This window comes from Kitasatospora sp. NPDC059817, from assembly GCF_042731835.1.
In the GTDB taxonomy this organism is placed as follows: Bacteria; Actinomycetota; Actinomycetes; order Streptomycetales; family Streptomycetaceae; genus Kitasatospora.
The window spans coordinates 14,534-26,170 of the sequence record NZ_JBHWIR010000106.1; the positions used below are offsets into that span (position 1 = coordinate 14,534).

Consider the following 11,637-nt stretch of genomic DNA (forward strand, 5'->3'; position numbering starts at 1 on the left):
GCCCGGCCCGCCCCCCCCCCCCCCGAGTTTCCCGCGGGGGGCCCCCCCCGGCACGGGAGCACGAGAACGTCGCCGCGAGGGCATCGATCCGGGGTGCATCAGCGAAGCACCGATACTGACAGATCGTCAACTCCTCTTCTCTCCTGGGACATTTCCCGTGCACTGACGTACAACCGCTCCGGCTCCCGCCTCCGTAGCGTCACAGCCAGTCCCGGACCCTGGTGCAACCCGCAGCAAGCGGCAGGCCAGCGGCCCACTACCTGAAGAGGAGAACTGCGTTGTCGCAGAACATACTTGACGAAGACACCCTCGCCGTCATCGAGGCGGCGGAGCGCCTGCTGGAGGGTGAGCATCCCGCGGAGCCGAGCACGCCGTCGTCCTGCGCGGACCAGCGGATCGCCGCCGTGATGGGTGGCGGGTTCTACACCTACTGCTGATCGGTGCCCTGCCCGCACTCGCCCGGCGCCCCCTCGGGCGAGTGCGGGTCCTCCCCCGCGCCGCAACGGCCTCCGGAGTGCCGGCGGGCCCGACCACAAGGACACACCGATGAATCCCACCGAGACCGCCGATCCACTGACGGTTCCCCCCGACTGGTTCGCGGCCGTGGGCACGGAGATCGCCATGGTGCTGGAGGACCTGCGCCGTGACCACCCGAGCCTGGCGGACGCGGTCACCGGCCTGCTGGCGGCGGACGGCGGCGGCCGAAGCCCCTTCCGCCTCCTGGGCATGGCCGTCCTCGGGACGATCACCGGCGAGCCCCGGCCGGCGGCCGCGGTGTGTGCGGTCTCCCGGCTGTGGTGGGCGGGGGCCGAAGCCCTCGACGACCTCGCCGACGGCCAGGGCCCGGCCGCACCCCGGGGCAGGTCCGAACTGGCCCGCACCACCCTGGCAGCCGTGGCCTGCGGGAGCACACTGCCCCACCGGGTGGCCGACCGGTACTCGGCAGCCCCGGACATCCGCCTCTCCTGGGAGCAGGAACTGGTCCGCACCGCACTGGACGCGCTGGAGGGCCAGTTGGCCGACATCGCCGAGCCGGCGGACGACCCCGTGACGTGGCGGTCCGTCATGGCCTGCTACCGGGGCAAGAGCGGCGCCGCCTACGGCCGCGACGCGGTGATGGCCGCCAGGCTCGCCACGGACCGGCCCGAAACGCTGCGCTCCTGGCGGACCTTCGGCGAACTCTTCGGCGTCCTGCGACAGCTCGGCAACGACGGAGCTCCCAGCGCGGCGCAGGAGTTCGAGGATCTGGCCAACGGCACTCGCACCCTCCTGCTGGCCCACGCACTCGCAGTCGCCGCCCCCGCGCACCGGGAGCACCTGCTGGACCTGCGTGCCCGGGCCGGCACCGACCCGGGCGCCCGCGGGGAGCTGCGGGCCGCGCTGCAGGATCCGTCCGTCCTCGACGGCTACGAACGCCGGGTCGAGTCGCTGCGGCAGCACTGCTGCGCGGTGCTCGACCGACTCGCTCCGGACGGCCCGTACCGGGAGCTGCTGCACGGTCTGGTCCACACCTCCGCCCGAACAGTGCCGAACGGAGTGTCCCCGTGCGCGAGTTGATCGACCGACCGGAGCTGCTGCGATCGATGGCCGCACGATCCGCCGGGGCAGCTCCCTTCGCATCGGGGCTGCTCGCCAGGCTCGCCGACGACGTCGAGCGCGGCGGGCCGGTGACCCTCCTGATCGGACGGCACCCACAGGCCGGCGCGCCCCTGTTCACCATCCGCGCCATGGCCGGGGTCCAGGGCCTGCTGACCGCCGGGAGGCTTCCCCGGCTGACCTCACACCTGGCCGAGTCGAGTGCGGCGGACGGACTCGAACCGCGCGGCACCGACCGGTCGTGGGACCTCTTCGTCACGGCGATCGCCGACCACCCCGCCGAGATCGCCACCGCGCTGGACAACCCGGTGCAGCAGCACGAGCCCGTCCGGGCCGCGACACTGCTGCACGGGCTCGCACTGGTGCGGGCCCAGCGGATCCGACTGCTCGAACTCGGCGCCTGCGCCGGACTCAACCTGCTGATCGACCGCTACCGGTGGTTCGGGCCCGGCTGGGAGTGGGGCGACCCCGCCTCACCGGTCCGGCTACCCGCCCACGGTCCGAACCCCGGAAACATCCGGATCGTGGCGCGCGCGGGCTGCGACCTGCGTCCCCGCGACCCCGCCGATCCGGCCGACGTGCAGACCGTACGGAGCTACCTGCCCTTCGAACACACCTTCCTGCGAGCCGCCCTCGACGACGCGCTCGACCTCGCCGCCCGCACCCCGGTCCGGGTGGACCAGGCGGATGCAGTCGGGTGGCTGCGGCGCGAGCTGGCGACGCCGGCCGATCCGTCGGTGCGCACGGTGGTCTGGCACAGCCTGTTCTGGGGGTTCCTCGAACCAGGCCAACAGGACGCCCTGGAAGGGATCATGACCGATGCCGCCGCCACCGCGCCGCTCACCCGCATCGCCTTCGAACCCCACGACTGGACGATGCCGCCACGGCTCCAGCTGATCCAGTACTCCTGAGCCCAGGGCGTTCACGGCACTCGCTCGACCCAGAAACCCGATCCCTACGTGAGGAATCCCGGCATGCTGCCCGGCGAGGCATTCCAGTACCTGGCGTCACCCACCGGCCGCCAGAACCCCTATCCCGCGTACGCCGCCCTCCGGTCCCACGGGCCAGTGGTGCGCCTGCGACCGGGGTTCTACGCGGCGACCGGGTACGACGCCGTCAACGCACTGCTGCGGGACCCGCGACTGGAAGTCCGGGGCTGGCCGGACGGTGCCGCCGCACGCCTGATCGCGGACTCCATGATGAAGGCCAACGGGTCCGACCACGCCCGCGTCCGACGGCTCGCCGCAGACGCCTTCTCACCCCGCGGGACCGACCGACTGGAGGAAGTCGTCACCGCACGGGCGACCGCCCTCGCCGACCACCTGGCCCGGATCGGCCGCGACGGCGAGGCCGTGGACCTCATGGCCGAGTTCGCCTACCCGCTGACGATCCGGATCATCGGCACACTGCTCGGTGTCCCGGACGGCGAACACCAGTGGTTGCGCGAGCGCGCCCAGGAGACGACCGCCGTCCTGGAACCGTTCCGTCCCACCGGCCCCGCCACCGCGGCCGACCGCGCCGCCCTCGAACTGGAAGCGTACGTCACCGAGCTGACCCGGCTCCGACGTACCGAACCCGGCGAGGACCTGATCACCACACTGGTACTGGCGCACGACCGCGCCGGCAGCGAACTGTCCACCCGCGAACTCGTCGTGAACCTGGTGTTCCTGCTACTGGCGGGATTCGAGACCTCCGCCAACCTCCTCGGCAACAGCCTGGGAGCCCTCCTGGACCACCCCGACCTCGCCGCGCGGCTGCGCACGGACCCGGGCCTGACCGACCGGTACGTCGAAGAGGTGTCACGCTTCGACGCGCCCCTGCAACTCACCAGCCGGTGGGCACCCGAGCCGATCGAGATCGACGGCATCGGCAGCATCGAGAAGGGCAGCCACATCCTGCTGCTCCTCGGGGCGGGAAACCACGATCCGGCGCACTTCGCCGCCCCGGACCGGTTCGACCCGTTCCGGGACGCCCAGCCGTCGCTCTCCTTCGGCGCCGGCGCACACTACTGCCTCGGCTCGGCGCTGGCCCGTACGGAGGCGCGACTGGCACTCCCGTTGCTGCTGGAGCGCCTGCCCGCCATGCGGCGCGCCGGCCCGGCAGTGCGCCGCGACCGCCTCACCTTCCGGGGCTACGCCAACCTCCCCGTGTCCTTCCGGAACTGACCGGCCGCCCGCCACCCAACCCGTGCCGTTCGTCTGCGTCCAGACCGATTCCCCATGCGGCGGCCGCACTTCGCCTCGGCCGCTTCCGCGCCGGGGCGGAGCAGTTGGGCGGTCTCGGCCCAGGTGCGGCCCAGGTGTCGCCCGGCCGCCGGCCGTCGCGGCCGCGCCGCCGGTCTCAGCGGACCTCCACCGTCACCGGCTCGGAGGTCCGTTCGCGAACGGGGTGGCGGTCGTCCAGGCCGGTCAGGCCGAACAGCACCGCGCGATACTCCAGGGCGCCGCTGTGTGCGGCCTTGACCTGCGCGACGGCCTCCGCCTCGGTGCCCGTCTCGACCACGGCGCCGCAGGTCATCCGCTCCCACGTCGAACCGCTGCTGCGGCCCTCCAGGCACACCTGCACGTAGGCGGCACCGTCGTCGTCCCCGTGCCCCGCGACCGTGAAGGTCGTGCCGACCCGCGCCGTGTGCGGAGCCGTGACCTCCACGTCGCCCTTGGCGAACGCCGGCCCGGCGGCCAGGGCCACCGAGGCCAGGCCCAGCGCACCGATCACGGCGGCCCGGCCGCCCCGCGCCTTCGTCCCGGTCCTCTTCGTCCTGCTCATGAACCAACCTCCTCTGGAACTCCCCCACATGGGGACCGCGCCTTGCTCAGGCGCCCGGATGTGCCCCACCGATTATCGGGGCCGACCGCCGCCCCGGCCGGGTTTCGACGCGGCCCGGCGTCGTCGGGACGCGACGATGGGCTGCGGGATCGTCGGGCGGGTCGCCCCGGAAGTGGGCGGCTGCCGGTCCGGTACCACGGAGGGGCTGACCGTGGCCCCGGGTCTGCCCTTTCGTCCCTCGTCCGGTCGCTCCCGCCGCCCGTAGACTCGGCGGGCGGGGACGGCCGGAAGGGCGGGGAGGGCGTGCGCGAGACACGGAGAGCCGCGGAGCGGCAGACGGCGGCGCCGGCCGCCGCCGGGCACGGGGCACGCCTCACGGGCCTGGCCGCGCTCCAGCGGCAGGTGGGGAACGCCGCGGTGACACGCCAGGTGCAGCGCCAGAAGGGCGGCCTGAACGAGCACTACGCCACGAGGCCCACCGAGCACCCCGAGTGGGGGCCGTACCAGGAGCTGACGAAGGCCGCGGGCATTCCGCAGCCCCAGGCCGACGCCGCCTGGCAACTGCTGCTCGGCGGGGTCGACTCGCAGGGCGCGCTGAACGACGAGGCCGTGGCGAAGACGAAGGACCGGCAGGAACAGCGCGAGCTCCGGGCGTCGAACACCTGGTACCAGGAGTTCGTCAAGCTCATCGCCGAGCACCTGGAGATCGAGACGCCCACCATGGCCCTGTGGGCGGGCGGCATCGAGACCAGCGACTACGCGTACCGGAAAGGCCACACGCCCCTGGGGCGGACCCGGATCGGCGGCGTGCTCAACGTCCTGGAGCTGCACCCGGACTGGAAGCTGACGGGGCCGATGTGGAGCGTCCTGTCCAAGGCCTTCGTGTCCCGCGCGACCGGCCCCGTGCACATCTTCGTCCGGGCCTACGCTCCGGAGAGCATCCTGATCAGGCTGGAAGTCCCGGAACTACGGCTGGTCCAGCGGCTGAACCCGGACGTGAAACTGATCTGGCACCCCGTATACACCGCTCCCGGCGGGCAGATGAGGGAGATCTCGAAGGACTGCCGACTCGTCGACAACGCGGAGTACGACGGGCGGGACACGTGCGTGAGCGCCCTCGTCCAGTACCTCAGGATGTTCCACGACGACAGCAACACCGAGGCCGCCCCCGCCCACAAGAGCATGGAGCAACTGCTCGTCGCGAACGGACACAAGGACGGCGTCTGAGGCTGCGGCCCGCACGCAGCGCTCTCCGGCCTCGGCCGGGCACACCTCGTCAACTGTCCGGCGGACAAGGCCCATCGGTTTCTGGGACAGGATCGGGATACTTCCCGCACCTGCCTGTGAACGACCCTCGCCTACGGTGATCACACCCGGTGAACCTCACCGGTCGAACGACATCGGGAGACCTCATGCGCACGCGCCGCCTCGCCCTCACCGCCGCCGCCGTCGCGGCGCTCGCCGCCACGGCGACGGCCTGCGGGCCGGACAACAGCGACACGGCCTCCACCGCCGCCAGCCCCGCGGCCACCGCCGCCGCGACCAACGGGGCCGCGACCGCACCCACCGGGGCCGCACCCGCCGGGGCCTCGCCGACGAAGGCCGCCGCCGCGCCCACGACGCCCTCCACACCGAAGTCGTCCGCCACGCCGAAGTCGCCCGACGCGCCCTCCGCCCCCGCCGCCGACAAGACCGGCTACGGCCAGGCCTGCGGCGCCAACGACCTCGCACTCAGCGCGAAGTCCGAATCCCAGGCCGGCGGCTACCTCCTGATCACGGCCAAGGCCAAGCCGGGCATCACCTGCACGCTCCCCGCGACCCACCCCACCATCGCGTTCGGCTCGCGCGGCATCGAGGCCGCCAACGCCGAGCAGGCCACCGGTGAACCGATCACCCTGAGCGGCGCCAAGGTCGCGTACGCGGGCATCATGACGAAGACCACCAACACCAACCAGGCAATCCAGTTCACCGACGTCATCGTGGGCATCGGCAACGCCGACCCCAACCCGGCCAGCATCGCCGTCGGCACCACGCCGGTCGACAAGCCGATCGTCACCAACTGGCACACCGTCGCGAAGGACGCCGTCCCCGGCCTCTGACGGCCGTTCACCGGAGGGGCGCGGGCCGGCCGTACGACGGCGACGACGACGGCCGCCGTACGGGCCTGCGCTGTTGCGCTGGTTCAGCTCAGAAAGTCGACGCGGTCGATGAGGCCTTCGCGCACCCGGTAGGCCACCAGGACGCGAACCGGCTCGTCGGCCAGGCCGTGGGCGACTTCGTGGTCGACCACCCAGTCGCCTTCGCTGAGCCGCCCCACGATCTCCGCCCGGCAGCGGCCCTTGGCGAACTGCCCGGCGTACCTGTCGCGCAGAGCCTGCCGGCCCTGCAGCCGGCTGCCGTCGGCCCGGTGGATCGTGATGTCCTCGGCATAGGTGGCGACGAAGGCGTCGATGTCGTGGCTGTTGTAGGCGGCGAGCTGCTGCTCGACCACGTCGCGCGGTTCGGTCATGTGGTTGATCGTTTCTTCCTCGGTGTACGGGTTGCGGGTTCAGCAGGGTTGCGTGCTACGGGTTCAGCAGGGTTGCGTGCTACGGGTTCGGCCGGGCTCAGGCAGCGAGGCGGCGGGTGGCGAGTTCGGCGTAGAGCGCGGCCCCGTCGGGGAGCACCGCGTCGTCGAACTCCGCGTAGGGCGAGTGGTTGACCGGCAGGTCGTCGGGGTCGGTCCCCTTCGGGGCGGCGCCGAGCCACACGAGCGATCCCGGCACGGCGTCCAGGACCCGGGAGAAGTCCTCCGACCCGGTCATCGGGTTCGGCATCGGCTGGAAGCGCTCCTCGCCGAAGACCTCCCGGACGGTGTCCGCCAGGAAGTCGGTCTCGGCCCCGTCGGTCACGGTCACCGGGTACTGGGGAAGGAACTCGACCTCGGCCCGCAGGCCGTGGGCGGCCGCGATGGCCCTGACCAGCTCGACCGTGGTGTCGGCGACCTTGGACTGCGCCTCGGCGGAGAAGGTGCGCACGGTCGCCTCGAAGTAGGCGGTCTCGGGGATGATGTTGCGCTGGGTGCCGGCCTGGATCAGCCCGACGGTGACCACCACCGGATCGAACACGTCGAAGCGGCGGGTCACCATGGTCTGCAGGGCGGTGACCATCTCGCAGGCCGCCGGGATGGGGTCCTTGGCCCGGTGCGGCACCGAACCGTGGCCGCCCGCACCGTGGACGGTGACGTTCAGCGCAGCGGAAGCGGCCATGATCGGCCCGCGCCGGGAGCCGAACTCCCCGTGCCGCATGGCCGACGACACGTGCAGGGCGTAGGCGGCGACCGGGCGCCTTCCTGCCGCGTCGAGCACGCCCTCGGCCAGCATGGCCCCGGCCCCGTCCCACCCCTCCTCGCCCGGCTGGAACATGAAGACCACGTCGCCGTGGAGCTGTTCCCGCCGTGCGGCCAGCAGGTGTGCGGCACCCGCGAGCATGGTGGTGTGCAGATCGTGTCCGCAGGCGTGCATGGCCCCGTTGTCGGCGGCGAACGGCAGCGGGGCCTTCTCGGCGACCGGCAGGCCGTCCATGTCCCCGCGCAGCAGCACCGCCGGCCCCGGTCGGCCGCCGCGCAGCACCGCGGTGACCGAACTCAGCGCCGAGCCCTGGCTCACCTCCAGCGGCAGGCCGTCCAGGGCCCGCAGCACCCGCTCCTGGGTGCGCGGCAGGGCCAGGCCCAACTCGGGGAACCGGTGCAGGTCGTGGCGCAGCCGGACCAGGTCCGGGGCCAGAGCGAGAGCGTCGTCGTGCAGGGACACGGGCACCTCCGTCGATCCCGCGCGTGGCGGGAACTTGTGCAGAGCGATCTTGTTCCGTGATTCTGGATCTCGCGGCGGGATTTGCCCGCGATTTCGCAGGATCACGCCACCAGGAGGCCCTTCGATGCACGAATCCACCGGCAGCCGACGGTGACCGGCTCCGAGATGCCCGACACCGCGACGACCGGCACCGAGGTGACCAGCACCGCGACGACCGGCGCCGAGGTGACGGTGGACGAGCTGGACCTCGCCCTGGTGAACGCGCTGCAACTGCGGCCCCGCGCACCCTGGTCACTGCTCGGCCAGACCCTCGGGATCAGCCCGGTCACCGCCGCCCGCCGCTGGCGCCGGCTCTCGCAGGCCGGGATCGCCTGGGTGACCGCCTACGGTCTGCCGCACCCCGAGGACCGCGGGTGCGTCGCCTACCTCGACCTCGACTGCGCTCCCGGCCGGCTCCGGCAGATCGCCGACGAACTGGCCGAGGACCCGCACGTGATGAGCATCGAACACGTCGCCCAGGGCTGCGACCTCGTCGTCACCGTGGCCTTCACCGACCTGGCGACGGTCTCCCGGTACACCGCCGAACGGCTCGGCCCACTCCCCGGGGTCAACGCCGTCCGCGTCCACCTGGCGACCGGCTTCTACGCCGAGGGGATCCGCTGGCGACTGGACTCGCTGGACCAGGCCCAGCGCGTGGAACTGCACGACGATCACCCGGCGGGCTACGGGACGCCGTCCGGCGTACGAGCTGAAGTCCGGCAAGAAGACCGGGAGTTGCTCATCAGACTGGGCGTCGACGGCCGCCTCGGCCAAGCCGAGCTGGCCGCCGCCACCGGGCTCAGCCCGTCCACGCTGCGCCGGCGCCTCGACCGGCTGGCCGCCTCCGACGCGATCCGCTTCCGCTGCGAGATCGCCGCCCGCGACGCCGGCCGGCCGGTCCTGGCGACCTTCCGGGCCGACCTCCCCCCGGAGCGGCTCGACGAGGTCGGCCCCCAGCTCGCCAGACTCCCCGAGGTCCGGCTGTGCGTGTCCGTCACCGGCCCGCACAACCTCCTGCTCTCCGTCTGGCAGCGCTCCCTCGCCGACGTCCAGCGGCTGGAAACCGCTCTCGCCCGCAGGTTCCCCGACCTACGGGTGGCCGAGCGCCGCGTGTCGCTGCGCACCGTGAAGCGGATGGGCCGGATCCTCGACGGGGACGGACGCGCGGTCCGCGCCGTTCCGCTGGACATCTGGCGGGATCCGATCCCGCTCTCCTGACGGCAGTTCAGGTCGGTCCCTGCTGCAGCGCGCCGTCACCAGGAGCTGCGGGCCGCCTCGCGCAGGCCCGGCGGCCCGCCCGTGTGTTCCGGCCATTTCCGGGCGTAGGCGCCCGTACCGGCCGCCCCGGTGGGCAGGATGGCCGACGGCCCGCGCCACTGCCCGGCCGGGCCCCGCAGACCGATCGGAAGGCAGGGACCAGCCATGCCCACGAGCGCACGGCGATGCACCGTGGCGGCGACCGTCTGCGCCGCACTCATCGGCGCAGTCGGCCTCCTCGCACCATCCGCCCAGGCCCAGGCCCCGACCTCCGCACCGGCACCGGCGACCGTGTCGTCGGCGGCGGACCGGCCCCGGGACACCACCACGCCCCCGGGCACCGAGGGACAGTCCACCACGGTCACCCGTCCCGACGGCACCCAGGCGCGGTTCGCGGTCTTCTCGACCGCCGACGGCACCGGCGGGACCATCTGGTACCAGACGCAGTCGTCCTCCGGCGGCCCGTTCGGAGCCTGGAGCCAGGTCAACGGCATGAGCCTCAGCTACCGGAACCAGGTGCTCACCGCCGCCGCGGACGCCGACGGCGCCCTGGAGGTGTTCACCATCGGGTACCAGTCGTCGGTCCTGGTACGGATGCACCAGGCGGGCCCGGACGGGCCGTGGTCGGCGCCCGAGCCCTTCGGCCCCGCCGGGGGGCTGGTGCCGAGGTTCTTCGGGGTGCCGGTGGCCTTCCAGCGGGCGGACGGCGCGCTGGCCTTCTTCGAGGTCTACCAGGGTTCGAGCAGCCCGCAGTTGTACGTCAACGAGCAGAGCACCCCCGGCATCTGGGGCTCCTGGACCAACCTGGGCACCGGTCCGCTGTCGGAGGCGGTGACCACCCCCTCCTCCGTCACCGAGGCGGCCGACGGGAGGCTGACGGTGCTCGCGCACATGTGGAACGGCCCCTCATTGTCCGCCGAGATCTCCGAGCAGGCCCCGGGCGGTGCCTGGGGCCCCTGGCGCGACTGCCGCAACGGCGGCTGCGCCGGGGGCTGACCGCCGGCGGCCACGCCCGGAAGCCCCGCGCGGCGGCCGGGAGGCCGAGCACACCGCCCCCCACCGGGATGCCCGGCGGCCTCGACCACCCCCGGGCCCGAGCCGCCCGAGGCGCTGGCGCAGACTGGGAGCCGAACACCCGACCGACCGACCGGAGGACGACACCCATGGCCGACCGGCCCCTGACGCTGATGGCAGTCCACGCCCACCCCGACGACGAGGCCACCTCGACCGGCGGCGTCCTCGCCCGCTACGCCGCCGAGGGCATCCGCACCGTCCTCGTCACCTGTACCGACGGCGCCTGCGGCGACGGCCCCGGCGGCACCAAGCCGGGCGAGGAGGGCCACGACCCCGCCGCCATCGCCGAACTGCGCCGCCAGGAACTCGAAGCCAGCTGCCGGATCCTCGGGGTCGACCACCTCGAACTGCTCGGCTACGGCGACTCCGGGATGATGGGCTGGCCCGCCAACGACGCTCCTGGATCGTTCTGGAGCACCCCCGTCGCCGACGGCGCCGCCCGGCTCGCCGACCTGATGCTCCGCTACCGGCCCGACGTCGTCGTGACCTACGACGAGAACGGCTTCTACGGCCACCCCGACCACATCCAGGCCAACCGCATCACCATGGCCGCCCTCACCCAGGCCGCCCTGACGCCCAAGGTGTACTGGACCACCGCGCCGCACTCGATGATGCAGCGCTTCGGCGAGCTCATGCGCGAGTTCGGCGCCGACGGGGGCGACGGCGCTGACAGGGCTGACGGGGACAACCCGGAGCCCACCGGGGAGGCCGTGGAGCTGCCCCCGATCGGGCTGCCCGACGAGGAGATCACCACCTGGGTGGACGCCACCGCCTTCGGCGGGCAGAAGTACGACGCGCTGCTCGCGCACGCCAGCCAGGGCGAGAACATCTTCTTCCTGAAGATGGGCCGCGAGCGGTTCACCGAACTGATGGGCGTGGAGACGTTCGTCCGGGTCCTCGACACCACCGGCGCGGCGCTGCCCGAGAAGGACCTGTTCACCGGCCTGCGCTGAGCCCCAGAGCAGGCCCGGGGCCTCGGACTGAACGATGGGGGGGCCCCCCCCCCCCGGGGGGGGGGGGGCGCGCGCCGCGCGGGGGGGGGGGGGGGGGGGGGGGGGCGGGGGGGGGGGGGGGGGCGCGGCGGGCGGGGGGGGGGGCGCGGGGGGGGCGGCGG

The 11,637-nt window shown here is 73.2% G+C and carries 12 protein-coding genes; 9 read left to right on the top strand and 3 right to left on the bottom strand.

Annotated elements, in window-relative coordinates:
* Positions 1-278: 278 nt before the first annotated feature.
* From ACFV61_RS22225 to ACFV61_RS22240, 4 genes are all read left to right on the top strand, one after another.
* Positions 279-437, top strand: coding sequence for a hypothetical protein (locus tag ACFV61_RS22225; RefSeq protein WP_380493524.1), 159 nt, complete (start codon positions 279-281; stop codon positions 435-437).
* A gap of 109 nt (positions 438-546) precedes the next feature.
* Positions 547-1,557: a polyprenyl synthase gene (locus tag ACFV61_RS22230; protein WP_380493526.1), complete on the top strand. Its 1,011-nt coding sequence runs from the start codon at positions 547-549 to the stop codon at positions 1,555-1,557.
* Entirely contained in the window at positions 1,545-2,507 is a 963-nt protein-coding gene (locus ACFV61_RS22235; protein ID WP_380423088.1) for a DUF2332 domain-containing protein, read from the top strand. The genes ACFV61_RS22230 and ACFV61_RS22235 overlap by 13 nt, the downstream gene beginning before the upstream one ends.
* A gap of 63 nt (positions 2,508-2,570) precedes the next feature.
* Positions 2,571-3,761 carry a cytochrome P450 gene (locus ACFV61_RS22240; RefSeq protein ID WP_380493528.1) on the top strand — a complete coding sequence of 397 codons (1,191 nt, stop codon included), beginning with the start codon at positions 2,571-2,573 and terminating at the stop codon, positions 3,759-3,761.
* Between the two features lie 175 nt (positions 3,762-3,936).
* Here ACFV61_RS22240 and ACFV61_RS22245 read toward each other — a convergent pair whose 3' ends face one another.
* Positions 3,937-4,362 carry a hypothetical protein gene (locus ACFV61_RS22245; RefSeq protein WP_380493530.1) on the bottom strand — a complete coding sequence of 142 codons (426 nt, stop codon included), beginning with the start codon at positions 4,360-4,362 and terminating at the stop codon, positions 3,937-3,939.
* 417 nt (positions 4,363-4,779) lie between these two features.
* On the opposite strand from ACFV61_RS22245, the gene ACFV61_RS22250 reads away from it, so the two are divergent.
* Positions 4,780-5,589 carry a hypothetical protein gene (locus ACFV61_RS22250; RefSeq protein ID WP_159398671.1) on the top strand — a complete coding sequence of 270 codons (810 nt, stop codon included), beginning with the start codon at positions 4,780-4,782 and terminating at the stop codon, positions 5,587-5,589.
* 185 nt (positions 5,590-5,774) lie between these two features.
* The gene (locus tag ACFV61_RS22255; protein WP_380493532.1) at positions 5,775-6,461 is read left to right on the top strand and encodes a hypothetical protein; all 687 of its coding nucleotides are present in this window, start codon (positions 5,775-5,777) and stop codon (positions 6,459-6,461) included.
* Between the two features lie 83 nt (positions 6,462-6,544).
* Here ACFV61_RS22255 and ACFV61_RS22260 read toward each other — a convergent pair whose 3' ends face one another.
* A complete protein-coding gene (locus ACFV61_RS22260) occupies positions 6,545-6,871 on the bottom strand; it encodes a nuclear transport factor 2 family protein (RefSeq protein ID WP_350876086.1) in 327 nt (108 codons plus the stop codon).
* A 97-nt stretch (positions 6,872-6,968) separates the two neighbouring features.
* Positions 6,969-8,153, bottom strand: coding sequence for a M20 family metallopeptidase (locus ACFV61_RS22265; RefSeq protein ID WP_380334683.1), 1,185 nt, complete (start codon positions 8,151-8,153; stop codon positions 6,969-6,971).
* Between the two features lie 150 nt (positions 8,154-8,303).
* Between ACFV61_RS22265 and ACFV61_RS22270 the strand changes: the two genes are divergently transcribed.
* The 3 genes from ACFV61_RS22270 to ACFV61_RS22280 all read left to right on the top strand — a co-directional run bounded on the left by ACFV61_RS22270 (position 8,304) and on the right by ACFV61_RS22280 (position 11,476).
* On the top strand, positions 8,304-9,410 hold the full coding sequence (locus ACFV61_RS22270; RefSeq protein WP_380493534.1) for an AsnC family transcriptional regulator: 1,107 nt from the start codon (positions 8,304-8,306) through the stop codon (positions 9,408-9,410).
* Between the two features lie 204 nt (positions 9,411-9,614).
* A complete protein-coding gene (locus ACFV61_RS22275; RefSeq protein ID WP_380493536.1) occupies positions 9,615-10,445 on the top strand; it encodes a hypothetical protein in 831 nt (276 codons plus the stop codon).
* A 167-nt stretch (positions 10,446-10,612) separates the two neighbouring features.
* The gene (locus tag ACFV61_RS22280) at positions 10,613-11,476 is read left to right on the top strand and encodes a PIG-L family deacetylase (protein WP_380493538.1); all 864 of its coding nucleotides are present in this window, start codon (positions 10,613-10,615) and stop codon (positions 11,474-11,476) included.
* The last annotated feature ends 161 nt before the right edge of the window (positions 11,477-11,637 follow it).